This window comes from Pseudomonas sp. MDT2-39-1 (genome assembly GCF_054898085.1).
Map to the genome: position 1 here is coordinate 6,022,986 of NZ_CM142716.1, position 26,117 is coordinate 6,049,102.

Below are 26,117 nucleotides of genomic sequence, written 5' to 3' on the forward strand. Positions count from 1 at the left end.
TCAGATCCCCAACTCTTGACGCTGGCGCTTCAAGTGCTCCGGCATCTCTTTATAGACGTCTTCGAACATGGTCGCGGCGCTCGGAATCTGGCCACCGGCGAGGGTGCCGTACTGCTCGGCTTCTTTCTGCGCGGCAATCACTTCGGCTTCCAGTTCGGCGCTGACGGCAACGTGTTCTTCTTCGGACCACTGACCGATTTTGATTAGGTGCTGCTTCAGGCGCGCAATCGGGTCGCCCAACGGGAAGTAGCTCCAGTCGTCGGCCGGACGGTATTTGGACGGATCATCGGAAGTGGAGTGCGGGCCGGCGCGGTAGGTAACCCATTCGATCATGGTCGGGCCGAGGTTGCGGCGGGCGCGTTCAGCAGCCCAGGCAGAGGCGGCGTAAACCGCGACGAAATCGTTGCCGTCGACCCGAAGGGAGGCAATGCCGCAACCGACGCCACGACCGGCGAACGTAGTGGCTTCACCACCGGCAATCGCCTGGAACGTCGAGATCGCCCACTGGTTGTTGACCACGTTGAGGATCACTGGCGCACGGTAGACGTGAGCGAAGGTGAGGGCGGTATGGAAGTCGGATTCAGCGGTGGCGCCGTCGCCGATCCACGCCGAGGCGATTTTGCTGTCGCCCTTGATCGCCGACGCCATGCCCCAGCCCACTCCCTGTACGAATTGGGTGGCGAGGTTGCCGGAAATAGTGAAGAAGCCGAAGTCTTTGACCGAGTACATGATCGGCAGCTGACGGCCCTTGAGCGGATCGCGCTCGTTGGACAGCAGTTGGCAGATCAGGTCCACCAGCGGCACTTCCCGCGCCATCAGAATGCTTTGCTGGCGGTAAGTCGGGAAGCACATGTCATCGACGTTCAGCGCCAGGGCCTGGCCGCTGCCGATGGCTTCTTCGCCAAGGCTCTGCATGTAGAACGACATTTTTTTCTGACGCTGGGCGACCACCATGCGGTTGTCGTAGATCCGCGTCTTGAGCATGGCGCGCATGCCTTGACGCAGGATCTCGGTCGGTACGCCTTCAGCCCATGGACCGAGGGCGTTGCCCTGGTCGTCGAGCACGCGGATCAGGCCTTTGGCCAAGTCGGCGGTGTCGGCCGGTTCAACGTCGATTGGGGGTTTGCGCACCGTGCCGGCGTCGGTCAGACGCAGGTAGGAAAAGTCGGTTTTGCAGCCAGGACGGCCCGATGGTTCGGGAACGTGCAGTTGCAGCGGTTCGTACGCTTGGTTCATGGCTTCTACGCTCGATCTTGTGAATTTCTTGTAGTGAGCTGACCGTCATTCCACGTGTTATGGAAATCTTGTCCTACAAACATCATAGGCCCGGCGCAGAAGAATATTTATCTCTGTTTCATTGCACTGGAGATCATTTGAGGATAAAAAATCTGCATAAACATAAAAAACAGGTGGTTTTTTCTCATGCGCAAACTGGACCGTACCGATATCGGCATTTTGAACAGCCTTCAGGAGAACGCGCGCATCACCAACGCTGACCTCGCACGCTCGGTCAACCTGTCGCCGACGCCATGCTTCAACCGGGTCAAGGCGATGGAGGAACTGGGGCTGATTCGCGAGCAAGTGACGCTGCTGGATGCCGACCTGCTGGGGCTGCATGTGAATGTGTTCATTCACGTGAGCCTGGAGAAACAGGTGGAAGAGGCGTTGCAGCATTTCGAGGAAGCGATTTCGGATCGCCCGGAGGTGATGGAGTGCTACTTGATGGCGGGCGACCCGGACTATCTGATCCGGGTGCTGGTGCCGACCATTCAGTCGCTGGAGCGCTTCATGATGGACTTCCTTACCAAGGTCCCCGGTGTGGCAAATATCCGCTCAAGCTTTGCGCTTAAGCAAGTGCGCTACAAGACGGCGCTGCCGTTGCCCGCGAATGGCTTAACACTAGGCAGCTAGTCCGTTCATCTGACTGCACTTTGCCATAATGCTGGCTTAGTGCTTTATTCATAAGACGCAAAAGAGAGTCAGTCGTCCTCCTCTGCAAACGCCGAATCACAGGCAAGTGTCGGTCACCGGCACGGAGGGCGGGCATATGGCTGGCTGCGTAAGCAATAGAAGTGTTCGCCCCGCGTCAGCGCAATGCTGGCGGCTTTTGCCCCGCTGGGTTACGAGTTGTGTTCTGGGGAGTTTTCTCATTCTGGGTTTTAGTGGGCCGCCGCTGCTTGCTGCAGACGAACACCGGGTTCAGATAGATGTCGCCATCCCCAAAGATGAGTTTTTTGATCAGGCGACACCTCGCCTCAATGATGCACTTCAAGGTTCGGCTCAAATCAACACCCTGGATGTCGCCTCTGCCAGCGAAGCTATTCAGCGAGTTCAGAAGGGCGAAATCGATGTGGCCATTGTGCCGGTCGCTGTTTTGGCGGATTTCATCCCGGGATTTGGTATTTACGATTTACCATTTTCTTTCACCGATAAAAAACCCAACGCATTTTTTACCGGTTGGCAACTTAAACCAGAGCTGTCCAGCCAACTCAACGCGAAAGGATTAAGTGCGCTGGGGGGGGTTTGGTATGGCGGAACACGGGTGATCGCCAGCCAACTTCCTAGACGCTCACCTAACGATTTTGAAGGGAGCACCGTCGCTTATTCAACGAATAGTTATAAGTCGATAGATCTTTCGAACGTAGGCGCCAAAACGGTAAAGATGGCGGATGGTGAGATTGATTCGAAGTTGAAACTAGGCCAAATCGACGCGGCTGAGGTCACGTGGGACGAGGCATCGAAACTTAAACCGCCCTTTGTAACGCAAAGCAATCATCGCTTCGACGGATTGGTCGCGATTTACAAGGATGACAAGTTCACAGCGTTGACACCGCAGGAGCAAACAAATATTTCTCAGGCCATCAGTGACACGGAAAGTTATGTCACTGCCAATGTCACCGCACGGGAAACCAGAGCGAAAAACGTCATACGGTATTCTCGCGATACCGCTTCGTTGAACATCGATGAGGCCATGCGTGCGCAATGGCGTATTGCACTGAATAAGGGGCAGGAAAAGACCATCTCTAGCATCGGTCCGCAACTTGTCAGAGAAGCCAAAGCCAAAGCGCAATCATCTGAGGACTTGAAACGTGCCTCTTTGAGCTGGAATGCCTGGTTTGAATCAGATGGCGATGTGGCCTCTACGCTGGCGCTTGAAACGCCATACGATTTCGTTCTGGACTTGGGACGGGGCGATTACCCCTCTGCGCTAGCCGACGCCATCAGTAAGCAACTTCAAGAAAAAATCGATGACAGCAAAGGTGACATTCAGTTGCTGATCAAACCGGTTTTGATGGGAGGGCTACTCGAACCGTTGGAAGGTTCAGATTTTACCGCCGCCCGGATGATCATCAGTCGCAAACGCCTGGTACCCGATGCCGGCGATACGGGTTACCGCCAGCAGGTTCAGAATAAACAGATCACCCTCAGTGCGATGGCGGAAAAACTCTCAGTGAGTAAACCTCTTCGATGGTCCTTGATGGCACGCAGCACTGGGTGTGCTCGAGTTGTGGTTTCGATCTGGGATGTAGCCGGTGTCAAGCCGCTGGACTATCTGGTTGTCAGTGTTCCTGTTACCGCGAAAGGTGAGGCAAGTTCGGAAAGCTGTGGCGCAGGCGTTTTCGGAGGACAACTAGTCGCCGGGTTGTCTGGGTTGCTTGAATTAGGAGATGCGCATGCGGGGAACGCGCCAGCGGATTCGGCGCTTCATTTGTTTGAGGCTGATTCGAGTGTCGGGAACCCAAGGACGGTGGCTGTTTATGTAGATCGGAAGGAGTTTGAGGCCGCTGAAAAAAACGGAAGTAACCCGCCAGTCTATGCATGGGAGCTTAAAGGCAATCTTTCGCTGTTCCTGGGGCAGCAAAGCATGCTGCCGGGCTCAATCATCGAGGCACGTGACAGGATAGGTGAGCCTCAACCTTATGCGGATGTTGTCACGCGCATGACCAATGCGCTGTTTATCGGGCGCTCTGATCGGGACAAAGAAGAGGCCGGTAAGGCGAAAAAGGCGATGCAGCAGCTATCCGCCCAGGCGTCATCACCCATCGTGCTGGTTCGCTATTTTGATAAGGTTGGGAGGATTCAATACCTGCCGCTGGCGATGCTGGGAGCCAATGCCCCAAATGCGTTGTTCAGTCACCGTGTCACTGTCGTTCAACCACTTCAGGATGCTCAAAAAGCAGCACCTGATGCATGCGTGAACAGTTGGGATTTCGCGATTCCAACCGATCTCGATGGTGCTAGCCCGGAAATGCTCAAGCTGTTGAGCCAGGAGGATTGGCGCATTCAGGGATCAAATCTCAACTGGTATCAGGACAACACCGCTCTGGTGAAATACATCAGCCCTCCTGGCGGCGCCGCGCAAACGACCAGTAACGCACTGGTGCTGCTTGCTCATCACGGAGAGGGCGATATCACCTTTTCTTCCAAAGGCCTTCCCAGCCGGGTTCTGGATACGGATGTCAACCGTCGATTCATGCCAGGAAGCGTGGCCGTTTTAGCAGCTTGTTCCACCGTAGGGGCCTCTACGGCAAGTCGTCAGTTTGTGAAACTACTGGTGGATAACGGAATGAGCGCCATCGTGGCTTCTCCCTTCCAGGTTAATACGGATTTTGGGGTTCGTCTTGCGGTTAGTTTTGTCACGGTCGCTCAAGACCTAAGAACCACTGGTGAACCGGCACGCTTCGTTGATGTGTTCAATCGCGCGCTACAGAAAACTATTGATGCTTACGGTGAGGAGTCGGGCTACGCCGACATGGCGCTGGAGTTTCAAATTATTGGCAACCATGAACTGCGCATGTGCGCCGGCCCGTCCTATTCGCAACAAGGAGTGCAATGATGAGCTATCTACGCGGAGCTGCCATTCTGGCCTTTTCCAGTTTTTTGCTGTTGACGGTCACCGACGCTCAGGCGCGATATAGTGTTTTTATCAGCGACTTACATTTCGGGTTGGGGAAGAATGCCGATCAGAAGTGGCACCCTTATGAGGATTTCAGGTGGACGCATGCACTTGAGGGGTTTCTGAAAGCTATATCCAGAGAAGGGAATGACGAAGTGGATTTGGTTATCGTCGGCGACTTCCTGGAGCTTTGGCAGTTGCCTGATGATATTCACTGTGACGGCAGTGGTGCGGGTGCCGGTTGTTCGGTCCCCGAACTGGTTGACCTGACGCGACGCATAACATTGGCACATTCCGCCGACCTCGAAGCGTTGAAGGCGTTCTCGAAACTAGGCAGCAATAAAATTCATGTTGTGCCCGGCAATCATGACGCAGCCCTTTTGGTGCCGGAAGTCTGGGCGCCGCTGGCCACAAGTCTGGATGCTCCGAGCGGTCGCGTCATTTTGGTAACCGAAGGGATCTGGAGATCCGATGACAAGCGTATTGTCGCGGAACACGGGCAACAGATCGGCAAGGATGTGAACGCATTTGACCAATGGCCCAAAGTCACCACTGTGGGTGGCAATGGCAAAGAACTGATGATCCGCCCCTGGGGAGAGCGTTTCGTTCAGAAACTGTTTAATGAGCAGGAAAGACAATACCCGGTGATTGACAACCTCAACCCGGAAACCGCCGGTGCCCGGTATCGCATGGGTGATCGGGGATTGTGGGGAAGTGTGGCCGATGTGGGGCGTTTCATCGCCTTCAATATTTTCGAAACGACCCCAGCGCAAAAAATGTCATCCTTGGGAACAGATGAAAAACCAGAAAAACCCTTCAGCATTAAAGCCGCTAAAAAATCAGGGTATCGGTTGTTTACCAACGGGCTTCCGGAGAAAGATGAGTTCAGGCAGTTAATTGAGGTCAACGATGCTTCGGGACAGGCACTGCGAAAAGAATTGGATGAAATGGTACAAAAGATGCCAGATGAAGAGCTGGAGATGCTTTGCAAGAATACGATGCTTGTAAGCAAAACAAACCTCTGTCACGGCGAATTGGGTGCATTGGTTGCTGGGTTATTGGTTCCGAAGAAAACTATTTTCAAGAATCACCTAAACCAGCGTCGTCAAGAGCTAGGGGACTTCAGGCTGTTTGTCTATGGGCACACCCATCGCTGGGAAAAGAATTGGGATGTCGCTGTGCAGAATGACAAAACCATCACCGTGGTAAACACGGGCGCATTCCAGCGTCTGGTCGATGACAGAGCCTTCCAGGCAATAGCAGACGCTAAACACATCACAACTGTTCAGGCTCTGCGTCAATTGAATCCAGAGGATTTGAAGCCGTGTTACTCCGCTGTAGTTGTGCCACCGGGTGATCCGCGTAAAACCGCCAAACTACAACTTTGGCAGATGTCGGAGTCAGGCAGTGGCAGTTTCACTATTCCTGGCGTCAAAGAATGTTTATGACAAGCGATGTCCCGGTAACGGTCTTAGCTCGCGGAGCTACAACTTGTTGATCGGGATTTTCAGGTAGGTCACGCCATTATCTTCCGCCGGCGGCAAATTCCCCGCCCGCACATTCACCTGAATCGCCGGCAGCAACAGCATCGGCATGCCCAACCCGGCATCCCGCTGGGTGCGCATGGCGACGAATGCCGCTTCATCCACGCCGTCATGGATATGGATGTTGCTTTTTCGCTGCTCGCCCACCGTGGTCATGCACCGGGATTCGCGGCCTTCGGGCGGGTAGTCGTGGCAGACGTAGAGCCGAACGCTGGCGGGGAAGGCCAGCAGTTTGTGAATCGAGGCGAACATCTGGTTGGCGTTGCCGCCAGGGAAGTCGCAACGGGCAGTGCCCACGTCCGGTATGAACAAGGTATCGCCCGCCAGGATCACATCACCGTCGATCAAATAAGCCATGTCCGCCGGCGTATGGCCGGGCACATGCAGGGCCGTGGCCTTGAGGTTGCCGATCATGAACGACTCGTCCGGGGCGAACAGATGGTCGAATTGCGAACCGTCGCTGCGAAATTCCGGCTCAAGGTTGAACAGGGTTTTGAACACGTCCTGAACCTTACTGATCGACTGGCCAATGGCGATTTTGCCACCCAGCTCCCGACGCAGATACGGAGCGGCAGACAGGTGATCGGCATGGGCGTGGGTTTCCAGCAGCCATTGCACGTGCAGCTGATGGTCGCGAACGAAGGCGATGATCTTGTCGGCTTGGGTGGTGGCGGTGCGCCCGGCGGCGGGGTCGTAGTCGAGGACCGGGTCGACGATGGCGCATTGACCGCCATTTCCTTCGTAGATCACGTAGCTGTAGGTCGACGAGGCAGGGTCTAAAAAAGCTTCAATCAAGGCAGGCATGGTGGCCGTTTTCTTTCAGGACAAGCCAAGAGGGTAGTTTCATTTTCCCTGCGCTGACCAGCCCTGCGTTAATTCATGAAGGAAAAAATCCGCACGGGCTCTATCCTGTCACTCATCGATACCGGGCGTTCCCGGCTTTTTTTCGCGGATCACGAGCGTTTTATGTTGTTGGCGAGTTTTTTTGGTGTGGTGATGGGCCTGGTCCTTGGATTGACCGGGGCCGGTGGCGGCATTCTTGCGGTGCCGGCCCTGGTGCTGGGGCTGGGTTTGACCATGACCCAGGCCGCGCCGGTGGCATTGTTCGCGGTGGGCAGTGCGGCGGCGGTCGGAGCCATTGATGGTTTGCGCCATGGCCTGGTGCGCTATCGCGCGGCGTTGCTGATCGCACTGCTGGGGGCGATTTTTTCACCGGTCGGGATCTACTTCGCCCATCAGTTGCCGGAAAAAATCCTGATGATCCTGTTCAGTCTGCTGATGGTCATGGTGGCCTGGCGGATGCTGCGTCGTGAGCGCCAGGACGAAGGGCCGAGCGACCACGGCCACGCCAACTGGGGCCAGAAAAACTGCATGCTCGATCAGCAGACCGGGCGTTTTTCCTGGACCGCCAAATGCACCGCGACCCTGGCGGCACTGGGCGCGGTGACCGGTGTTGTTTCCGGGCTACTCGGGGTGGGTGGTGGCTTTCTGATCGTGCCTGCGTTCAAGCAACTGACCGATGTGCAGATGCGCGGCATCGTCGCCACTTCCTTGATGGTGATCAGTCTGATTTCCGCCGTCGGGGTGATCGGCGCATTTCATGCCGGGGTCAGGATTGACGCATTGGGTGGGGCGTTCATTGTCGCCAGCATCGTTGGCATGATCATCGGCCGACAGATTTGCGCCAGGGTGCCGGCGCGGGCACTGCAGGTTGGGTTCGCCAGTGTTTGTCTGATCGTCGCGGTGTACATGCTGGTTAGAGCCTGAGTTTGTCTTTGCCGAAATATCGGTTTCAGTTCACGATCATCGGGGGCAGGGCGCCCAGCAGGGAAACTGCCGCCACCGCGCCAATCCCCAACAACCATTCCACGATCACGCTGGTTTTCAGCGTCGCCGGGCGTTGTTCGCACGCCTTGATCCGCAACCGATTAAACAACGCCAACCCCAGCATCATGGCCACCAACACCACCTTGATCAGCAGAATCAACGCAAACCCGGACAGCAACGGCGTCGGCCATAACTGCCCGGTGAGCACGCGTACGTTGATCAACCCGGTCACCAGCAAACCGGCGACCAAGGCGTAACCGACGCCACTGAAACGCAGCAGTATTGCGCTGACTGCATGGCCCGTCGGTTGCCGCAGGATCATCACCAACAGCATCAACCCGCCGAGCCAGGCGCCGACGCAGGTCAGGTGAATGATTTGATTGAGGATCAGCAATTGACCTTGAAGGCCATCAAGCATGGCACCGTGACCAACCGGGGCAAGGGTTGCCAACAGCAGGCTCGCGAGGCCAATGCGCAGGGGCATGCTGGAGCGCAATGGGGTCAGCAGCAACGCCACCAACAGAACATTGAACAGCAGATGCCAGCGCCAGACCTGACCGAAAAACGTGTTGCCCACCACCAGCCGCAGGGTCGATGGATCGAGCGCCGCGTCCCAGGCCCCGGCCATGCTGACAGTGATCAGCAGCAACCAGCACACCCCACTGACCAGCGTCACCGCCGCAAGCAAGCGAGTCACTCGCGCCAGCGGCTGATCCAGCGCCGTGTCACGGCCTGAAAGCACAGGCCTGAACACCCAGGCCCCGAACAGCATCAGCACCACGGTGAAATGCAGAAAGCGGCACAGCACCATCGCGCTCGTCATGAATTACTGGCCAACCTTGAAGCTGTACGCACCTTCACTTTTGTGGGTATCGACCGACACCGCACGCCATTCGACTTTATATGCGCCGGCCGCCAGTGGTGCGGCTGGGGTGACGATCAGGGTGTTCTTGTCACTGCCTTCGGTGGCCAGGTTTTTCACCGGCACATCGGCACCGTCCTTGCTGATCGTGACCTTGGTGAACGTCGCTTCAACGCCTTCGGAAAACACCAAGCGCAGTTCCGTTGGCGCTGCCACGGTGCTGTCGGCGGCCGGGGTCTGGCTTTTCAGATGGGCATGGGCGAACACCGACGAGGCGGCGAGCAGCGAGCCAAGGAGGGCGGCGGTGGTCAGGGCTTTCTTGAGCAGCATCGTGAAGACCTCAGAGGCAAGTTCGAAGAGGCGCCAGTTTACCTGCGAGAACCTGGGTAAACGATGTTTCGTTTTCCCATGTCGCCGCGAGGTAGAGCGGATGCTAGTCTTGGCCAACGCTGTTGTCAGGGAGGCTTCATGGGCAATCACAAGATCGAGATTCGTCGCAGTAACGTCGAGAAGATTTTGCTGGGGGCCGAAAAGGTCTTCGCCGAAAAAGGCTTCGGCGGCACCGCCATGGCCGACATTGCCGCTGAAGTGCAACTGCCGCGCTCCAATCTGCATTACTACTTCAGCACCAAGACCGAGCTGTACAGCGCGGTGCTGTTCGATCTGCTGGAAGTCTGGAAGCAGGACGCGTTGTGCTTCGAGATGTTCGACGACCCGCGCGTGGTGCTCAGCAGCTACATCCGCGCCAAGATGAACCACTCCCGTAGCCGGCCTTATGGTTCGAAAGTCTGGGCCAACGAAATCATCCACGGCGCACCCACACTGGGCGTGGCGCTGGACGCGAGCCTGTATGACTGGGCCAAGATGAAAGAAGCAAAAATTCGTCAGTGGGTGGACGACAAACGCATCCTCCCGGTGGAGCCTTCAAGCTTGCTGTACATGATCTGGGCGTCGACCCAGCATTACGCGGATTTTGATCATCAGGTGAACATTTTGAATGATCATCAGCCGCTGTCGGACATGCAGTTCGAGCGGGCGGTGCAGACGGTGACGAGTGTGATTTTGCGGGGGATTGGGTTGGAGCCATGAGATTTTGCGGATGGCTACCGGCCCCTTCGCGAGCAAGCCTCGCTCCTACAGGGTTTGTGTCGAACCACCGTTCAATGATCGACACAACCCCTGTAGGAGCGAGGCTTGCCCGCGAAGGCGTCAGCTCAGACGACGCAGATCTCAAACGACAACATGATAGGGATTCCTCGGATCATGATTCCAATCCAGAAACGGCTTCCCATTCTCCATCGGCACCATCTCAATGCAATCCTCCACCGGGCAGGTGATCTGGCACAGATTGCAGCCCACGCACTCATCATCAATCACTTCATACTTATGCGTCCCGTCCGCCTGCTTCAGGCTGGCGACTGCTTGGTGCGAGGTATCTTCGCAAGCGATATGGCAGCGTCCGCAACCAATGCACGCTTGCTGGTCAATCTTCGCGATCACCTGATAGTTGATGTCCAGGTACTTCCAGTCCGTGGTATTGCCCACCGCCCGGCCGGAAAATTCCGAGATGCTGGCGTAACCCTGACTGTCCATCCAGCGTGACAACCCGTCCTTCATCTCCTCGACAATCCGGAAGCCGTGCAGCATCGCCGCCGTGCACACCTGCACCGAGCCGCTGCCCAGGGCGATGAATTCCGCCGCATCGCGCCAGCTGCCGATGCCGCCAATGCCGGAGATCGGCAGGCCTTGAGTCTGTGGATCGCGGGCGATTTCGGCGACCATGTTCAGCGCAATCGGCTTCACCGCCGAACCACAATAACCGCCGTGGGTGCTTTGGCTGCCGACGGCGGGATTGGCGACCATGCGCTCCAGATTGACGCTGGTGATCGAATTGATGGTGTTGATCAGCGACACCGCATCGGCCCCGCCTCGATGGGCCGCACGGGCGGCGACGCGGATGTCGGTAATGTTCGGCGTGAGCTTGACGATCACCGGCAGCGAGCAGTACGTCTTGCACCAGCGGGTGACTTGCTCGACGTACTCCGGCACCTGGCCGACCGCCGCGCCCATGCCCCGTTCCGGCATGCCGTGCGGGCAGCCGAAGTTCAGCTCGATGCCGTCGGCGCCGGTGGCTTCCACCAGCGGCAGGATGAATTTCCAGGACTCTTCGACGCAGGGCACCATCAGCGACACGATCAGCGCGCGATCCGGCCAGTCCTTTTTGATCTGGGTGATTTCCCGCAGGTTGATCTCCAGCGAACGGTCGGTGATCAGCTCGATATTGTTGAAACCCACCACTTCTCGGTTGGCACCGAAGAGCGCCGAGTAACGCGAAGACACGTTGACCGCCGCCGGGTCTTCACCCAGGGTTTTCCAGACCACGCCACCCCAGCCAGCCTCAAAGGCACGAACCACGTTGTAGGCCTTGTCGGTCGGCGGCGCGGAGGCCAGCCAGAACGGGTTAGGGGATTTGATGCCAGCGAAGACAATCGAAAGATCGGCCATTTACGCAGCCTCCACGTTGAGCATCAGTTGAGCGTTGATGGCTTCGGCAGCCCGTTTGCCATGCTGCACGGCTTGCACGGTGAGGTCCTGATCGAGGCTGGTGCAGTCGCCGCCGGCATACACGTCGGGGATGCTGGTGCGCAGCTGTTCATCGACCTCGATTCGATCGCCCTGACGCTTGAGTTCGCGTGCCAGCGGATCGGCGAGGGCGCTTGCATCGAAGGCCTGGCCGATGGCTTTGAAAATCGCGTCGGCGGCCATTTCGAAGGTTTCGCCAGTGGTTTGCAGGCGACCCTCGACCACATGCGTGCGGGCGAAGCGCATGCCGCGTACGTTACCTTGGTCGTCGAGCAGCACTTCTTCGGGCTGTGCCCAGGTCAGCAGACGCACTTGATTGGCCTTGGCGATGTCCTGTTCGTGGCCGGTGGCGCCCATTTCCTCGGCACCGCGGCGGTACACCAAGTTCACGTCGCGAGCCCCGAGGCGAGCCATTTGCACGGCCATGTCGATGGCCGTGTTTCCGGCACCGAGGACGATGCAATGATCCGCCAGGGGCAGTTGGCTCAGGTCATCCGCCTGGCGCAGTTCGCGGATGTAATCGGTTGCCGCCAGCAGGCCGGGTGCATCCTCGTGAGGCAAGCCGAGTTGTTTACTGGCGGCCAGGCCGAGACCGAGGAACACCGCGTCGAATTGCTGATGCAGTTCACTAAGGGTCAGGTTTTCGCCGAGTTTCTGGCCGTGGCGGATTTCGATGCCGCCAATCGCCATAAGAAAGTCCAGTTCCTTCTGCGCGTAGTCGTCCACCAGTTTGTACTTGGCAATCCCGTATTCGTTGAGGCCACCAGCCTTTTCCCGGGCCTCGAAAATCACCACGTCGTGGCCATGCATCGCACTGCGGTGAGCGCAGGACAACCCGGCCGGGCCGGCACCGACCACGGCGATGCGTTTGCCGGTGGCGGCGGCGCGCTGGAAGGGGTGTTCGCTGAAGTGCGCGTTGTCGACGGCATAACGCTGCAACAGGCCGATCAATACCGGTGCGCATTCGTGATCGTTGTTGCGCACGCAGGCTTGCTGGCAGAGGATTTCCGTCGGGCACACCCGGGCGCAGCTGCCGCCGAGGATGTTCGCCGAGAGGATTTTCTGCGCAGCGCCCTGGACGTTTTCCTGATGGATATTGCGAATGAACGACGGAATGTCAATCTCGCTTGGACAGGCATTAACGCACGGCGCGTCATAGCAATACAGGCAGCGCGAGGCTTCCAGATGCGCCTGACGGTCGTTGAGTGGTGGCGCAAGGTCGGTGAAATGGCCGGCGAGGGCGGCTGCATTTTCGTAGGGGTGCGGGAGGTGGTTCAGGCTCTTGATCACGGTGTTGGCCTCACGGTTATTTCAGGTGATGCCTCTATCGGGCATTGGTATTTGTTCTGCCTGGGCGGGCCTCTTCGCGGGCAAGCCTCGCTCCTACTTTTGGAATGCGTTCCCCTGTAGGAGCGAGGCTTGCCCGCGAAGGCCGAAGGCCTCGATCTTAGCGTTTCACAGCCGTCGGCCTGTTCAACTCAGCCCGCTTGCTCAGCAAATCAAACACCGCCGGATACGCCGGCCGTTCGACATACCGCCCGGCTCCACGCTCAGCCCGCAGATCACCATCGGCCCAAACCACCCGGCCCTGGCTCACGGTATGGCTCGGCACGCCGCGTACGGTCTTGCCTTCGAAGATGTTGAAGTCGACTTGCTGGTGATGGGTTTTCGCCGAAATCGTGCGCGTCCCCTCCGGATCCCACAGCACCAGGTCCGCATCCGCACCCACGCGAATCGCCCCTTTACGCGGGTAGAGATTGAAGATCTTCGCGGTGTTGGTTGAGGTCAGCGCGACGAAGTGCTGCATCGACAAACGCCCGGTATTCACCCCTTCATCCCAGAGCACGGCCATGCGGTCTTCGATACCGGCGGTGCCGTTGGGGATCTTGCTGAAATCGTCACGGCCGGCGGCTTTTTGTTCGGCGCAGAAGCAGCAATGGTCGGTGGCGGTGGTGTGCAGGTTGCCCGATTGCAGGCCGTGCCAAAGCGCCTCTTGATGGCCGCGAGGACGGAAGGGCGGGCTCATCACGTAACCGGCGGCGGTCTGCCAGTCCGGGTGTTGATAGACGCTGTCGTCCAGCAGCAAATGCCCGGCCAGGACTTCTCCGTAGACTTGTTGACCCTTGCTGCGGGCGTAGGTGATTTCGTCGAGGGCTTCCTTGGTCGAGACATGCACCAGGTACAACGGCGTGCCTAGCGTTTCGGCGATGCGGATCGCCCGACTGGCCGCTTCACCTTCAACCTGCGAAGGGCGGGACAACGGATGTGCTTCCGGGCCGGTCATGCCCTGGGCCATCAACTTGCGTTGCAGGTGATAGACCAGCTCGCCGTTTTCCGCGTGCACCGTTGGCACCGCACCGAGTTCCAGGCAGCGCTCGAAACTCGCCACCAAGGTGTCATCGGCCGCCATGATCGCGTTCTTGTACGCCATGAAATGCTTGAAGCTGTTGACCCCGTGCTGGCTGACCAGCTCCGCCATGTCCTCGCGAACTTGTTCGCTCCACCAGGTGATGGCGACGTGGAAACCGTAATCCGACGCCGATTTCTCGGCCCAGCCGCGCCATTGATGGAAAGCCTCCATCAAGGATTGCTGGGGATTAGGAATCACAAAGTCGATGATTGAAGTCGTACCGCCGGCCAGACCCGCTGCCGTGCCGCTGAAAAAGTCCTCACTGGCCACGGTGCCCATGAAGGGCAATTGCATGTGCGTGTGCGGGTCGATGCCGCCGGGCATCAGGTATTGGCCGCTGCCGTCGAGCACTTCGGCACCTGCGGGAACATCAAGATTTTCGCCGATGGCTTTAATCACGCCGTCGGCGCAATAGACGTCGGCGCGATAACTTTCATCATGGGTAATTACGGTGGCGCCACGGATCAACAGAGACATTCCGAGTTCCTCGCAGGCAATGACCGACTTATGTCGGTTCTAAATGTTTTATATGAAGCCGACGCAAACAGGGGTATTCCTGTCAACGCTGTCAGGAATAGAAGCTAGTCTGAGTTTATGGAATGAGCAAGAATATTTTTTATAAGCTTATGACTGTTTTAAAACGTTGATAAATAACGATTAAAACTTAAAATCACCAAAATGGTGTGGCCTCGAACCATTTTGACGCACTTGACAGGTTCTAAAAATGAACGAGATTTCTTATGTGAAATCAGCTGCTTGAGGATGGTCTATGGTTGATGCGCAACTTTGAAAAAAACAGGCATGCACCAGATTGAGCCCTGACTGTTCGGACAACTTGCCTGGCATTCGGCCTGAGTGAACAAGCAAATAACCGACGGCATATCCGGACTCTTTATAAAAACTGATAAACATCAGTTGGTTGCGAAGTTTTTGTGGAACTGCCCGATGCGCAAACAGGGTGCCCGGCACGTTTATTGATGCCGCCAGCCCCTGATGAGCAAAAAATAATTCAAAGAACAGTGGAGCGGCCATGCAACAGATCAGATCGCAAGTGACCGAGCGCGACGGCTTGTTTGAGCTCGAAGCCGGGACCGACGTCCTCGACAGTCCCCGTTATAACCACGACATGGCACCGACCAAGGTGCGCGAACGTACCTGGAACAAATGGCACATCACCGCCTTGTGGGTTGGCATGGCAATCTGCGTGCCGACCTACACCCTCGGTGGTGTGCTCACCGCCTATTTCGGCCTGAGCGTCGGCGAAGCGTTGCTGGCGATTCTGTTCGCCAACATCATCGTGCTGATCCCGCTGACCCTGAACGCCTTTCCCGGCACCAAGTACGGCATTCCGTTTCCGGTGTTGCTGCGTTCGTCCTTCGGCATTCTCGGTTCCAACATTCCGTGCCTGATCCGAGCGCTGGTGGCGTGCGGCTGGTTCGGCATACAGACGATGTTCGGCGGACTGGCCATTCACCTGTTTCTCGGCTCGGTGTTCGACGGTTGGAAAGCGCTCGGCGGGACCGGTGAAGTGATCGGCTTCATGGTGTTCTGGGCCTTGAACCTGTGGGTGGTGATTCGCGGTGCGGACTCGATCAAATGGCTCGAAACCCTCTCGGCGCCGTTGTTGGTGCTGGTGGGCGTAGGGCTGCTGGTGTGGGCCATGCCGAACGTATCGATGACCGAATTGATGGCGATCCCGCCCAAGCGTCCGGAAGGGGCCAGCGTGGTCAGTTACTTCGCCGCCGGGCTGACCGCCATGGTCGGGTTCTGGGCCACGTTGTCCCTGAACATTCCGGACTTCAGCCGCTATGCGAAAAGCCAGAAAGATCAGATCGTCGGGCAGATTATCGGCTTGCCCCTGACCATGTTCCTGTTCGCCTCGCTGGGCGTGGTGATGACGGCTGCATCGGTCAAACTGGTGGGCGTCAGCGTCTCGGATCCGGTCACCCTGATCGGCCATATCCAGAGCCCGGTCTGGGTTGCATTGGCCATGGCGCTGATCATCATCGCCACGTTGTCGACCAACACCGCGGCCAACATCGTTTCGCCGACCAACGACTTCCAGAACGTCGCGCCCAAGCTCATCAACCGCACCACAGCGGTGTTGCTCACCGGCCTGGTCGGTCTGGCGCTGATGGCCCATGAGCTCTTGAAGAAGCTCGGGTTGATCGTCTCGGATTTAAGCCTGGAGACGGTGTATTCCAACTGGCTACTGGGTTATTCGAGCCTGTTGGGCCCGATCGCCGGGATCATGGTAGTGGACTATTTCCTGATCAAGAAACAGCAACTGGACCTGGCCGGGTTGTATCGCGACGACGTGTACCCGGCGTGGAACTGGTTCGGGTTTATTGCCTTCGGAGTGCCGGTGATGCTGACGGTGCTGTCGCTGGGCAGCGATGCGTTTAGCTGGTTTTACAGCTATGGCTGGTTTACCGGCTCGGCGCTGGGAGGGCTGATTTATTACGGGTTGTGTTCGGTGCGACCTGATCCATCAATCGCGAAATCTGCGGTGTAAACACTGGCCTCTTCGCGAGCAAGCTTCGCTCCTACAAGGAGTACGCGAACCTGTAGGAGCGAGCGGTGCGGCGATCCGACTTGCCCGCGAAGGCGGCCTCAAAAACGACAACGATCAGCCTGAAGAAACCTATAACAAAACTGCCTGAGGAGATCATCATGAACGCTGCTGTAGACGTTCTGCAGTCCACCCATCAGCACATCAACCGCGACCGCTTGTGGCAGTCGCTCATGGACCTGGCCAAACTCGGCGCCACGGTCAAGGGAGGCGTCTGCCGCCTGGCCCTGACCGACCTGGACCGTCAGGCCCGGGACATCTTCGTCAACTGGTGCGAAGAGGCCGGTTGCACCGTCAGCATCGACGCCGTCGGCAACATCTTCGCCCGCCGCCCCGGCCGTAACCCGAACCTGCCACCGGTAATGACCGGCAGCCACATCGACACCCAACCCACCGGCGGCAAGTTCGACGGCTGCTTCGGTGTACTGGCCGGCGTCGAAGTGCTGCGTACCCTCAACGACCTCGGCGTGGAAACCGAAGCACCGTTGGAAGTGGTGGTCTGGACCAACGAAGAAGGCTCGCGCTTCGCCCCGTGCATGATGGGCTCCGGTGTGTTCGCGGAAAAATTCACCCTCGAAGAAACCCTGGCCAAGGTCGATGCCGAGGGCGTCACCGTTGGCGAAGCCCTCAATGCCATCGGCTACGCCGGCCCACGCAAGGTCAGCGGCCACGCCGTCGGTGCCTATTTCGAGGCGCACATCGAGCAAGGCCCGATCCTCGAAGACGAACACAAAACCATCGGCGTGGTAATGGGCGCCCTCGGCCAGAAATGGTTCGACCTGAAACTGCGCGGCGTCGAAGCCCACGCCGGCCCGACGCCGATGCACCTGCGCAAGGACGCCCTGGTCGGCGCCGCGGTGATCGTCGGTGCCGTCAACCGCGCCGCCCTCGGCCATCAACCTCACGCCTGCGGCACCGTGGGTTGCCTGCAAGCCTATCCCGGCTCACGCAACGTCATCCCCGGCGAAGTGCGCATGACCCTCGACTTTCGGCATCTGGAACCGGCGCGGCTGGATTCGATGATTGCCGAAGTCCGCGAAGTCATCGAAACCACCTGCGAAGAACACGGCCTGACCTTCGAACTCACGCCCACCGCCGACTTCCCGCCGCTTTACTTCGACAAGGGTTGCGTCGAAGCGGTACGCGGCGCCGCTCAAGGTCTGGGGCTATCGCACATGGACATCGTCAGCGGCGCAGGGCACGACGCGATCTTCCTCGCCGAACTTGGCCCGGCCGGGATGATCTTCGTGCCCTGCGAAGGCGGCATCAGCCACAACGAAATCGAAAACGCCGCGCCGGATGATCTGGCAGGCGGGTGTGCGGTGTTGTTGCGGGCGATGCTGGCGGCGTCGGCAGCGATTGCCAGCGGCCAGTTGGCGGCCTGAAACCCGTGACGTGCGCTGAAACTATCAGCGCACGTCACAAACCCGATGCCTCAATCGTCATCCTTCACACTGTTCGTAGCAGCTGTCGAGCCTGCGAGGCTGCGTTCGGCGACGCAGTCGTCGTAAATCCTGAATGCTGGATCGTCCTGATACACCGCAGTGCCGGATCCAGCGACGACTTCGTCGCCGAACGCAGCCTCGCAAGCTCGACAGCTGCTACACGTGCCCAGTCGCTGCACCTGCTTCGCACTATCCCACCCCCCCGCGGTCGTAATCTTCACAGGCGGCGCGTCACTGCGCCGCCGCATCCGTGGAGAGCCAATGAGCCAGGACGTCCTGACCACCGAAACCAATCGCCGTCAGTTGCAGCAGATCATCGCCGGTTTGTCCGACGGGGTGATTCTGCTGGAGCTGGATCAGACGATCCTGTGGGCCAATGATGCCGCGCTGGCCATGCACGGCGTCAGTCGGATCGGCGAGTTGGGCGTCAATGCCAAGGAATACGCCAAGCGCTTTGCCTTGCGCTATCGCAATAATCACCCGTTGCCGCCAGAAAATTACCCGATCAGCCGCGTTGCCAAAGGCGAGATGTTCAGCGATGTGCTGGTGGAGGTGACGCCGGCCGATGACGAAGAGCGCACTTGGGTTCACAGCGTGCGCAGCCTGGTGCTGGCCGACAGCGCTGGCGAGCCGGAGTTGTTGGTGTTGATCATGGACGATGTCACGGAGTGGGCGAGCGCCGAGCAGCGGTTCGAAAAGACCTTCAACGCCAACCCGGCGCCGGCGGTGATCTGTCGTCTCAGTGACTTGCGTTACATCAAGGTCAATGCGGGCTTCCTGGAAATGACCGGCTATACCCGTGATCAAGTAATTGGGGTGTCGACTTATGAGTTGGACATCCTTGAAGGTGCCGAAAAGAAAGACCTGGCGATCGAGCGCCTACGCGAGCACGCCACGATTCCGCAGATGCAGGCAGAGCTGAAAATGGCTGACGGCGGCATCAAGCAGGTGATCGTCGCCGGGCAGCCGCTGGAGTTCAACGAGGAAGACTGCATGCTGTTTTCCTTCGTCGACATGGAGCCGCGGCACAAGGCCGAGGTCGCCCTGCGTCAGAGCGAGGAGCGGTTTGCCAAGGCGTTTCGCCTGACGCCGGTACCGACAATGGTCTGCGATGCGCGGGATCAGGTGGTGATCGACGTCAACGAAGCCTTCCTGGATACCCTCGCGTACCCCAGTGAAGAAGTGCTCGGCAAAACGGTTGCAGAGATCGACTTTATCGATGACAAGGGCGCGCGCACCCGGCTCTTTGCGGCGCTGGAGAAGGCCGGAAGCCTGGATCGGGTCGATGTCAGGATCCGCAGGAAAGATTCGACCTTGATTGACTGCACGGTGTCGGCCGACACTGTGAATATTCAGGACAACCCTTGCTACCTGCTGGTGTTGATGAACATCACCGAACGCAAACGCACCGAGCTGGAGCTGGTGGCGGCGATCGAGGAGGTGATGAAAGACGCCTCCTGGTTCACCCGCACGCTGATCGAAAAACTCGCCAACGTGAAGAACATCAACTCGCCGCAGTTGCCCAGCGTGTCCTTCACCGACCTGACTGCCCGCGAGCGCGATGTGCTGGGCCTGATCTGCGAAGGCCTTGCGGACAAGGAAATCGCCGCACGCTTGAAACTGGCGCCCAACACGGTGCGCAACCATGTGTCGACGGTGTATTCAAAGCTGGATGTGCACAGTCGCAGCGAGGCGATTGTGTGGGCACGGGAGCGCGGTTTGTTCTCCAGCGAGTGGAGACCAAAGGGTCAGCGATAAGGTGCAAATGCACTAGCTCGGGCAGTGCAAATGGATGTTTTGGCGGACGGTGGCAATTCTTAGTCTGTAAGGGTGCGACACGGGTCTTTTGCCGGTGTTGTGTCCTCTACGAAACAGCTTAAGGAACAGTCACATGCTCGGCCAATTCAACAGGTTTTCAGTCGACGGGGTCAGCCGGCCCATGGGTGAATCGCGATGATTTATCTGACGCAATTGCGTGCGCAACTGGAACAGCACTTTTCCCCGCTGGCTTGTGATTGCAGCGTGTCGGGTGACAACTCGGTGACGGTAAAACTGTATCACCCGGTGTCGGGGCAGGTGGATCTGGTGGTCAGTGGGTTGAGTGTCGAGCACCTCAGAACCCCGGAAGCGGTCACGACGTTGATTGATGAGCTGCGTTATGAGCTCGAGAGCAACAGCTTGCACCAACGGTCGGACGCTGCTTCGTAGGATCTGTCGTTTTTCAGGGTTGAAAAGGGGTAAAGTGCCTTGTTTGCTGGCATTGGCGGCTGGCTAGGCTATAAGAAATGCGAGGGTATTGTTTTCTGTGACCAATCCGCGGCTTCGCGGTAGGTGTGTCGGGTCGCGGAAAGTGTCGATTACTTATCGCGGGACAGCCTATGAACAGTCTTGGGAAACGTGCTTTTTCGCCTCTGTCGCTCGCCTTCTGCGTAGCGATTCTCAGCGGTTGCGCCAGTCCGCCACCTCCGCCGCCTGCGGCACCACCGCCTATTCCGGAACGCACTTGCGAAACTACTGAGCAAACCGATGTGATGGGTGACGCGCGAGTGACCGAGGAAGTGACCCGGGAAACGACGCTGACCCGTTGCGTCACGCAGTAAGCCAGGGCGACTGCATCGTTGAAGCCCCGTGTTGAAAAAATCGTGTTGGTGGCCGACCTGGTTGGCACCGCGGTGTTTGCCGTTGAAGGCGCGATCAGCGCCATGCGCAGCAACCTCGACCTGCTTGGGGTGATGGTGATGCCTTCATCGTCGCTCTGGGCGGTGGGGTCACCCGGGACTTGTTAATCGGCGCCACGCCACCCAATGCCGTCGCCGATTAGCGTTATCCGGCGCTGGCCTTTTTGATGGGTGGGGTCGCATTTGTCCTGCATGAACAGGTGCTGAGCTGGTCCGGTTCGACGTTGATCGTGCTGGACGCCGCCGGGCTCGCGTTGTTCGCCGTGGCCGGGGCGCAGAAGGCGCTGAATTTTGGCATCTCGCCGTTTGTGTCGATGCTCATGGGCACCATTACCGGCGTGGGTGGCGGGGTGCTGCGCGACATCGTGCTGGCGCGGGTGCCGGTGGTGTTGCAGGCCGATCTGTATGCGAGTTCGGCCTTTGTCGGCGCCGCCGTGCTGATTATCGGACGGCGTTGCGGTGTACCGCCCGTGGCCTGCGCGTTGCTGGCGGGGGCAGCGTGCCTGGCGTTGCGATTGCTGTCGGTGAGTTACGGCTGGCAGTTGCCGAAAGTCATGGGCGCCTGAGCTTCAGACGTCCTCGATGCTGACCCAGCGTGACTCGTTGGCCGCCAAGCGGATTGCCGTCGCCAGGCGTTCGACTTCCCACGCTTGCTCAAAGTCAGTGCCACCCTTGGAAAGGCCGGCCAGCGCCATCACCAGGTCATGCACTTCCAGCGTCTTGAGTTCGTTGTATCCCAACTGATGCCCCGCCGCCGGACAGAACGCCGCGTAACCTGGCAGATTCGGCCCCGCTAGCAACCGCTGGAAACCGTCCTGACCGGCGCGAAAAAGCCGCAGCTCGTTTAAACGCTCCTGATCGAACGCCAGCGTGCCTTCGGTGCCGCTGACCTCGAAGCTCAGGTGATTCTTGTAGCCATGCTTGAGCCAACTGCTGCTGAACGTACCGCGCGCGCCGTTGGCAAATCGCAGCAACGCGTGGACCTGATCGTCGACCGCAATGTGCCGTTGTTCCTGGCTGCCCGTCGTCGCTGGACGCTGCCGGTGTACGGTTTGTGTGTCGGCGCATACGGATTCGACATCGCCCACCAGATAGCGCGCCATTGCCAGCAAATGACTGCCCAGATCCGCCAGCGCGCCGCCCGCGTGCTCGGCGTCGCAACGCCAGGTCCACGGCGAAGCGGGGTCAGCCATGAAGTCTTCGCTGAACTCACCCTGGAAACTGATGATCTGCCCCAGCTTGCCGCTGTCGATCAGCTCCCGGGCCAGCCCGATCATCGGATTGTGCTGATAGTTGTAACCCACCCGCGTCACCACGCCCGCTGCTTTCGCCGCCTGACGCATGGCGTTGGCCTGCTGCAGATTCACCGCCAAAGGCTTCTCGCAATACACCGGTTTGCCAGCGGCGAGGGCGGCCATGGCCATGGGGTAGTGAAGATGATTGGGGGTGGTGATGGCGATCAGATTGACCTTGGGGTCATCGATCAGCTGTTGCCAGTCGGTGTGTGCGGTTTCGAATCCCCAGGCGTCGGCGCAGTGCCGTGCTCGGTGTGGATCGGCGTCGGCGAGGGCGGCCAGTTTGAGCTTGAGGGGGAGTTCGAACACTGCGCTGACATTGCGAAAGGCCAGGGCGTGAGCGCGGCCCATGAAACCTGTGCCGATGAGTCCGATTCCGAGTTCGCGCATGATGGAAGGCCTTTTGAAATTTATTTTCAGAAGGCACTTTATGGAATAACTATTCGCTTATTGCAATCGTCGGAATAAATATTCTTTTGTTGATCGTTCCTTCGCAAAGCGTGGGAACGATCAACGTGAACAAAAAAGCAGCCCTAAGACTAATACCGATCAGAGCATAAAACTGTGGGAGCGAGCTTGCTCGCGATAGCGGACTGGCAGGCAACACACCTGCTGAATGTTAAACCGCTATCGCGAGCAAGCTCGCTCCCACAAGGATTGCGGCGTTCAACGCTTTAACTTATCGGCATTAGCCCCAAGACGGCCTTTTGTTCATCCAGAAAAATGAATCAGGACAAGAACCCGCCATCCACGTTCAACGAAACCCCGGTGGTGTAGCTCGACGCATCGCTGGCGAGATAAAGCACGGCACCGGCCATCTCACTCGGATCGGCCACGCGCTTGAGCGGAATTTGCTGCAACGCGGTCTTCAGGATCGCATCGTTCTTTACCAGTGCTGACGCAAACTTGGTGTCAGTCAGCCCAGGCAACAAGGCATTGCAGCGGATGCCGAACTGCGCGCATTCCTTGGCGAACACCTTGGTCATGTTGATCACGGCTGCCTTGGTCACCGAGTAGATGCCCTGGAAGATACCCGGCGAGATGCCATTGATCGACGCAACGTTGATGATGCTGCCGCCGCCGTTTTCGCGCATCAGTTTGCCGGCTTCGACCGACATGAAGAAGTAGCCGCGGATGTTGACGTCGACGGTTTTCTGGAAGGCGCTGAGGTCGGTGTCCAGTACGTTGCAGAACTGCGGGTTGGTCGCGGCGTTGTTGACCAGGATGTCCAGGCGCCCGAACTGTTCCTTGATGCCGGCGAAGACCTGGCTTATCTGTTCCATTTCACCGATGTGGCAAGCGACGGCGGTGGCTTTGCCGCCGGCGGCGATGATCGCGTCGGCTACGTGTTGGCAGCCGTCGAGCTTGCGGCTCGAGACGATGACGTGGGCGCCTTGCTGGGCCAGCAATTTGGCGATGGCCTCACCGATGCCGCGGCTGGCGCCGGAGACGAATGCGATTTTGCCGTCGAGGTCGAACAACTGAGTCTTGGACATGGTTTTTCCTTGTTATAGAGGCCAGGGAATGTAATCAGAGCCGCGCGATCAGAGGCTGGATTTCGAGATGACTTGCAGGCTCATCTGCTCCAGCAGTTTGTTCATGTGAATGAACTGCGCGAAGCGTTTGTCCTGGGTCTGACCGTGAAAGAAGCGGTAGTAGATCTGCTGCACGATGCCGGCCAGACGGAACAGGCCATAGGTGTAGTAGAAGTCGAAGTTGTCGATCTGGATGCCGGAGCGCTCGGCGTAGTAATCGACGAATTCGCGGCGGGTCAGCATGCCCGGGGCGTGGCTCGGTTGACGTCGCATCAGTTGCACCGGCGCCGGGTCTGCGGCTTCGATCCAGTAGGCGAGGGTGTTGCCGAGGTCCATCAGCGGGTCGCCGAGGGTGGTGAGCTCCCAGTCGAGTACACCGATGATTTGCATCGGGTTGTTCGGGTCGAGGATCACGTTGTCGAAGCGGTAGTCGTTGTGGACGATGCTGGAAGTCGGGTGATCGGCCGGCATCTTGTCGTTGAGCCAGGCCTTGACCGCTTCCCACTTCGGCGCGTCCGGGGTCAGGGCTTTTTCGTAGCGATCGCTCCAGCCTTTGATCTGCCGCGCCACATAGCCTTCGGGCTTGCCGAGGTCGCCCAGGCCATAAGCCTTGTAGTCGACCCGATGCAGTTCAACGAACTTGTCGATGAAGCTTTTGCACAGGGTTTCGGTTTTCGCCGAGTCCAGGCCCAGTTCCGGCGGCAGTTCGGAGCGCAGGATGATCCCGTTGACCCGTTCCATCACATAGAACTCGGCGCCGATCACCGTTTCATCGGTGCAGTGCACATAGGCTTTGGGGCAATACGGGAAACCGTCGCGCAGCTGATTGAGGATGCGAAACTCGCGGCCCATATCGTGTGCGGACTTGGCCTTGTGGCCAAACGGCGGTCGACGCAGGACAAACTCCTGCTCCGGGTATTCCAGCAGGTAAGTCAGGTTCGACGCACCGCCGGGAAACTGGCTGATCACAGGCACGCCACTTAAGCCCGGAATGTGGGCCTTGAGGTACGGATCGATCAGGCTGGCATCGAGTTCTTCGCCGGTGCGGATACGGGTGGACTGGTCAGTAAGCGCCATGCTTATCCCTTCTGCTTATTTTGGAGGCCAGACATCATTGGCTAATCTAATGGTGCGCCGGGGGCGCCACAAGCGTGGCACGGTCTTATAGGTTAGCGTGTTGCTGGATAATCAGTGTTCCTGATGCGCAAGAACAGGCGCGGGGGACGATGGTTCAACGGGAGAGAGTGCTTCCAGGAAGGAGGTTCGAAATGGGCTACGTGCAAGTCGTTGATTGCCGAGTACCTGGCGCGCACCGAACCCCACAGCCCCGTCCCGTATTTGATCAAGTGCGGGGTGGAGTGGGGCAACAAGCCCCTGAGCGAGCCGCCGGGCGAACTGATGTCGGCCGACGCCGAATCCCGGCGCCTCTGGACGCTGTTGGGCGTCCTCTAGTCTCAGCGAACGTGTGCGGTCGTGAGCGGCGCGGGCAAGGCAATGGGCGTCAATACCGGCAGGCCGGCAAAGAACGCCGTCAGGTTTTGTCCCACCAGCTCAACGGTGCCTTGAGTCGCTTCCGGGGACAATCCCGCGACATGCGGCGTCAGGATCACATTGGTCAGCGCCTTGAGTGCATCCGGCACGTGAGGTTCGGCATCGAACACATCCAGTGCGGCACCGGCAATGCGTCGTTGTTCAAGCGCGCTGACCAGGTCTGCGGTGGCAATTACCGAGGCTCGGGCAATGTTCACGATGAACCCGTTGGGGCCCAGGGCGTCGAGTACTTGTTTGTTGATCAAGTGTTTGGTGCCAAGGCCGCCGGGCGTGGCGATGATCAAAAAGTCCGAGGCGCGTGCCAGTTCGGTCGGCGTCGAGCAGAAGGTATAAGGGACGTCGCTGCGATGTTGGCGGTTGTGGTAGCTCACGGTCATGTCGAAGCCTGCGGCGGCGCGTTTCGCGATGGCCATGCCGACTGCACCGAGGCCGAGAATCCCAAGGCGCTTGCCGGCCAGGGAAGGGCGCATGATCTTCGGCCACTCGCCGCGGCGTACGGCGGCGTCGCATCGGTGAATATCGCGCACCAGCGCCAGCAACATCGCCATGGCATGGTCGGCGACTGAAGAGGCATTGACGCCGGCGCCATTGGTGACAGTGATGTCCCGGTCGGCGGCGGCTTGCAGGTCGACGTGTTCGTAACCGGCGCCGATCACGCAGATGATCTTGAGGTTGGGCAGGGCGGCGATTTCATCGGCGTACAGGCCCAATGGGCCGCGGGTCAATACCGCATCGATCTGGGCGCCATGCCGTGTGATGGCGGCGACGCGTTCGGCGGGCGTCGGGGCCAGAATCAGGTGAAAGCCCTGATGTTCGAGAATCGGCAAGTAGTCATTGATGGTTTCAACCAGTACCAGAACAGTTGCAGGCATGCGGGGCTCCTGTGGATATTGAATGTCGGATCTCGAATGTTGCTTC

Annotated in this window: 22 protein-coding genes and 2 pseudogenes; 12 read left to right on the top strand and 12 right to left on the bottom strand. The window is 58.5% G+C overall.

The window, feature by feature from the left end:
• Complete coding sequence (locus ACYZTM_RS28020; protein WP_461985843.1) at positions 1 to 1,236, bottom strand: thiamine pyrophosphate-dependent enzyme; 1,236 nt, start codon at positions 1,234 to 1,236, stop codon at positions 1 to 3.
• A gap of 186 nt (positions 1,237 to 1,422) precedes the next feature.
• Here ACYZTM_RS28020 and bkdR point away from each other — a divergent pair, with 186 nt between their 5' ends.
• From bkdR to ACYZTM_RS28035, 3 genes are all read left to right on the top strand, one after another.
• Entirely contained in the window at positions 1,423 to 1,911 is a 489-nt protein-coding gene (gene bkdR, locus ACYZTM_RS28025) for a Bkd operon transcriptional regulator BkdR (protein ID WP_016985245.1), read from the top strand.
• 136 nt (positions 1,912 to 2,047) lie between these two features.
• Positions 2,048 to 4,837 carry a TRAP transporter substrate-binding protein gene (locus tag ACYZTM_RS28030; protein ID WP_461985845.1) on the top strand — a complete coding sequence of 930 codons (2,790 nt, stop codon included), beginning with the start codon at positions 2,048 to 2,050 and terminating at the stop codon, positions 4,835 to 4,837.
• On the top strand, positions 4,837 to 6,345 hold the full coding sequence (locus ACYZTM_RS28035; RefSeq protein WP_461985847.1) for a metallophosphoesterase: 1,509 nt from the start codon (positions 4,837 to 4,839) through the stop codon (positions 6,343 to 6,345). The genes ACYZTM_RS28030 and ACYZTM_RS28035 overlap by 1 nt, the downstream gene beginning before the upstream one ends.
• Before the next feature lie 36 nt (positions 6,346 to 6,381).
• Here the strand turns inward: ACYZTM_RS28035 and ACYZTM_RS28040 are convergent, their stop codons facing one another.
• Positions 6,382 to 7,245 carry an MBL fold metallo-hydrolase gene (locus ACYZTM_RS28040; RefSeq protein ID WP_461985849.1) on the bottom strand — a complete coding sequence of 288 codons (864 nt, stop codon included), beginning with the start codon at positions 7,243 to 7,245 and terminating at the stop codon, positions 6,382 to 6,384.
• A gap of 162 nt (positions 7,246 to 7,407) precedes the next feature.
• Here ACYZTM_RS28040 and ACYZTM_RS28045 point away from each other — a divergent pair, with 162 nt between their 5' ends.
• Entirely contained in the window at positions 7,408 to 8,208 is an 801-nt protein-coding gene (locus tag ACYZTM_RS28045; RefSeq protein WP_461985852.1) for a sulfite exporter TauE/SafE family protein, read from the top strand.
• A gap of 25 nt (positions 8,209 to 8,233) precedes the next feature.
• Here the strand turns inward: ACYZTM_RS28045 and copD are convergent, their stop codons facing one another.
• Both copD and copC read right to left on the bottom strand, forming a co-directional pair.
• Entirely contained in the window at positions 8,234 to 9,091 is an 858-nt protein-coding gene (gene copD / locus ACYZTM_RS28050; RefSeq protein WP_461985854.1) for a copper homeostasis membrane protein CopD, read from the bottom strand.
• A 3-nt stretch (positions 9,092 to 9,094) separates the two neighbouring features.
• Positions 9,095 to 9,460 carry a copper homeostasis periplasmic binding protein CopC gene (gene copC, locus ACYZTM_RS28055; protein WP_131062777.1) on the bottom strand — a complete coding sequence of 122 codons (366 nt, stop codon included), beginning with the start codon at positions 9,458 to 9,460 and terminating at the stop codon, positions 9,095 to 9,097.
• Between the two features lie 138 nt (positions 9,461 to 9,598).
• Here copC and ACYZTM_RS28060 point away from each other — a divergent pair, with 138 nt between their 5' ends.
• Positions 9,599 to 10,219: a TetR/AcrR family transcriptional regulator gene (locus ACYZTM_RS28060; protein ID WP_084320882.1), complete on the top strand. Its 621-nt coding sequence runs from the start codon at positions 9,599 to 9,601 to the stop codon at positions 10,217 to 10,219.
• Between the two features lie 141 nt (positions 10,220 to 10,360).
• Here the strand turns inward: ACYZTM_RS28060 and preA are convergent, their stop codons facing one another.
• The 4 genes from preA to ACYZTM_RS28080 all read right to left on the bottom strand — a co-directional run bounded on the left by preA (position 10,361) and on the right by ACYZTM_RS28080 (position 15,155).
• Positions 10,361 to 11,635 carry an NAD-dependent dihydropyrimidine dehydrogenase subunit PreA gene (gene preA, locus ACYZTM_RS28065; protein ID WP_461985857.1) on the bottom strand — a complete coding sequence of 425 codons (1,275 nt, stop codon included), beginning with the start codon at positions 11,633 to 11,635 and terminating at the stop codon, positions 10,361 to 10,363.
• Positions 11,636 to 13,003: an NAD(P)-dependent oxidoreductase gene (locus ACYZTM_RS28070; protein WP_461985859.1), complete on the bottom strand. Its 1,368-nt coding sequence runs from the start codon at positions 13,001 to 13,003 to the stop codon at positions 11,636 to 11,638.
• Positions 13,004 to 13,160: 157 nt separating this feature from the next.
• Positions 13,161 to 14,600, bottom strand: a complete 1,440-nt coding sequence (hydA, locus tag ACYZTM_RS28075) for a dihydropyrimidinase (RefSeq protein ID WP_438662133.1) — start codon at positions 14,598 to 14,600, stop codon at positions 13,161 to 13,163.
• Positions 14,601 to 14,861: 261 nt separating this feature from the next.
• Positions 14,862 to 15,155 carry a hypothetical protein gene (locus ACYZTM_RS28080; protein ID WP_461985861.1) on the bottom strand — a complete coding sequence of 98 codons (294 nt, stop codon included), beginning with the start codon at positions 15,153 to 15,155 and terminating at the stop codon, positions 14,862 to 14,864.
• Here ACYZTM_RS28080 and ACYZTM_RS28085 point away from each other — a divergent pair.
• The 6 genes and pseudogenes from ACYZTM_RS28085 to ACYZTM_RS28110 all read left to right on the top strand — a co-directional run bounded on the left by ACYZTM_RS28085 (position 15,154) and on the right by ACYZTM_RS28110 (position 21,384).
• Complete coding sequence (locus tag ACYZTM_RS28085; RefSeq protein ID WP_461985863.1) at positions 15,154 to 16,638, top strand: NCS1 family nucleobase:cation symporter-1; 1,485 nt, start codon at positions 15,154 to 15,156, stop codon at positions 16,636 to 16,638. The two genes, ACYZTM_RS28080 and ACYZTM_RS28085, sit on opposite strands and share 2 nt — an antisense overlap.
• Positions 16,639 to 16,796: 158 nt before the next feature.
• A complete protein-coding gene (locus ACYZTM_RS28090) occupies positions 16,797 to 18,080 on the top strand; it encodes a Zn-dependent hydrolase (protein ID WP_131062778.1) in 1,284 nt (427 codons plus the stop codon).
• Between the two features lie 321 nt (positions 18,081 to 18,401).
• Positions 18,402 to 19,898, top strand: coding sequence for a helix-turn-helix transcriptional regulator (locus ACYZTM_RS28095; protein ID WP_131062779.1), 1,497 nt, complete (start codon positions 18,402 to 18,404; stop codon positions 19,896 to 19,898).
• Between the two features lie 195 nt (positions 19,899 to 20,093).
• Positions 20,094 to 20,348: a DUF1652 domain-containing protein gene (locus ACYZTM_RS28100; RefSeq protein ID WP_131062780.1), complete on the top strand. Its 255-nt coding sequence runs from the start codon at positions 20,094 to 20,096 to the stop codon at positions 20,346 to 20,348.
• A gap of 494 nt (positions 20,349 to 20,842) precedes the next feature.
• A pseudogene (locus ACYZTM_RS28105) lies at positions 20,843 to 20,961 on the top strand (TRIC cation channel family protein).
• Positions 20,962 to 20,985: 24 nt separating this feature from the next.
• A complete protein-coding gene (locus ACYZTM_RS28110) occupies positions 20,986 to 21,384 on the top strand; it encodes a trimeric intracellular cation channel family protein (protein ID WP_461985867.1) in 399 nt (132 codons plus the stop codon).
• Between the two features lie 3 nt (positions 21,385 to 21,387).
• On the opposite strand, the gene ACYZTM_RS28115 is transcribed toward ACYZTM_RS28110, so the two are convergent.
• The 3 genes from ACYZTM_RS28115 to ACYZTM_RS28125 form a co-directional block, all read right to left on the bottom strand.
• Positions 21,388 to 22,503, bottom strand: a complete 1,116-nt coding sequence (locus ACYZTM_RS28115; RefSeq protein WP_461985869.1) for a Gfo/Idh/MocA family protein — start codon at positions 22,501 to 22,503, stop codon at positions 21,388 to 21,390.
• Positions 22,504 to 22,841: 338 nt separating this feature from the next.
• Positions 22,842 to 23,609, bottom strand: a complete 768-nt coding sequence (locus ACYZTM_RS28120; RefSeq protein WP_219093920.1) for an SDR family oxidoreductase — start codon at positions 23,607 to 23,609, stop codon at positions 22,842 to 22,844.
• Positions 23,610 to 23,657: 48 nt separating this feature from the next.
• Positions 23,658 to 24,725: a phosphotransferase family protein gene (locus tag ACYZTM_RS28125; RefSeq protein WP_461985871.1), complete on the bottom strand. Its 1,068-nt coding sequence runs from the start codon at positions 24,723 to 24,725 to the stop codon at positions 23,658 to 23,660.
• 210 nt (positions 24,726 to 24,935) lie between these two features.
• Here ACYZTM_RS28125 and ACYZTM_RS28130 point away from each other — a divergent pair.
• Positions 24,936 to 25,100, top strand: a pseudogene (locus tag ACYZTM_RS28130) (type VI secretion system protein TssA); the annotation flags it as partial.
• A 2-nt stretch (positions 25,101 to 25,102) separates the two neighbouring features.
• On the opposite strand, the gene ACYZTM_RS28135 reads toward ACYZTM_RS28130, so the two are convergent.
• The gene (locus ACYZTM_RS28135) at positions 25,103 to 26,071 is read right to left on the bottom strand and encodes a 2-hydroxyacid dehydrogenase (protein WP_461985873.1); all 969 of its coding nucleotides are present in this window, start codon (positions 26,069 to 26,071) and stop codon (positions 25,103 to 25,105) included.
• Positions 26,072 to 26,117 lie beyond the last annotated feature (46 nt).

Coding starts and splice junctions, on each gene's coding strand:
- ACYZTM_RS28095 (WP_131062779.1), top strand. CDS start 18,402: ATGAGCCAGGACGTCCTGACCACCGAAACCAATCGCCGTCAGTTGCAG.
- bkdR (WP_016985245.1), top strand. CDS start 1,423: ATGCGCAAACTGGACCGTACCGATATCGGCATTTTGAACAGCCTTCAG.
- ACYZTM_RS28060 (WP_084320882.1), top strand. CDS start 9,599: ATGGGCAATCACAAGATCGAGATTCGTCGCAGTAACGTCGAGAAGATT.
- ACYZTM_RS28085 (WP_461985863.1), top strand. CDS start 15,154: ATGCAACAGATCAGATCGCAAGTGACCGAGCGCGACGGCTTGTTTGAG.
- ACYZTM_RS28045 (WP_461985852.1), top strand. CDS start 7,408: ATGTTGTTGGCGAGTTTTTTTGGTGTGGTGATGGGCCTGGTCCTTGGA.
- ACYZTM_RS28135 (WP_461985873.1), bottom strand. CDS start 26,071: ATGCCTGCAACTGTTCTGGTACTGGTTGAAACCATCAATGACTACTTG.
- ACYZTM_RS28120 (WP_219093920.1), bottom strand. CDS start 23,609: ATGTCCAAGACTCAGTTGTTCGACCTCGACGGCAAAATCGCATTCGTC.
- ACYZTM_RS28110 (WP_461985867.1), top strand. CDS start 20,986: ATGGGTGGGGTCGCATTTGTCCTGCATGAACAGGTGCTGAGCTGGTCC.
- ACYZTM_RS28040 (WP_461985849.1), bottom strand. CDS start 7,245: ATGCCTGCCTTGATTGAAGCTTTTTTAGACCCTGCCTCGTCGACCTAC.
- ACYZTM_RS28115 (WP_461985869.1), bottom strand. CDS start 22,503: ATGCGCGAACTCGGAATCGGACTCATCGGCACAGGTTTCATGGGCCGC.
- copC (WP_131062777.1), bottom strand. CDS start 9,460: ATGCTGCTCAAGAAAGCCCTGACCACCGCCGCCCTCCTTGGCTCGCTG.
- ACYZTM_RS28035 (WP_461985847.1), top strand. CDS start 4,837: ATGAGCTATCTACGCGGAGCTGCCATTCTGGCCTTTTCCAGTTTTTTG.
- ACYZTM_RS28080 (WP_461985861.1), bottom strand. CDS start 15,155: ATGGCCGCTCCACTGTTCTTTGAATTATTTTTTGCTCATCAGGGGCTG.
- ACYZTM_RS28020 (WP_461985843.1), bottom strand. CDS start 1,236: ATGAACCAAGCGTACGAACCGCTGCAACTGCACGTTCCCGAACCATCG.
- ACYZTM_RS28125 (WP_461985871.1), bottom strand. CDS start 24,725: ATGGCGCTTACTGACCAGTCCACCCGTATCCGCACCGGCGAAGAACTC.
- ACYZTM_RS28030 (WP_461985845.1), top strand. CDS start 2,048: ATGGCTGGCTGCGTAAGCAATAGAAGTGTTCGCCCCGCGTCAGCGCAA.
- hydA (WP_438662133.1), bottom strand. CDS start 14,600: ATGTCTCTGTTGATCCGTGGCGCCACCGTAATTACCCATGATGAAAGT.
- ACYZTM_RS28100 (WP_131062780.1), top strand. CDS start 20,094: ATGATTTATCTGACGCAATTGCGTGCGCAACTGGAACAGCACTTTTCC.
- preA (WP_461985857.1), bottom strand. CDS start 11,635: ATGGCCGATCTTTCGATTGTCTTCGCTGGCATCAAATCCCCTAACCCG.
- copD (WP_461985854.1), bottom strand. CDS start 9,091: ATGACGAGCGCGATGGTGCTGTGCCGCTTTCTGCATTTCACCGTGGTG.
- ACYZTM_RS28090 (WP_131062778.1), top strand. CDS start 16,797: ATGAACGCTGCTGTAGACGTTCTGCAGTCCACCCATCAGCACATCAAC.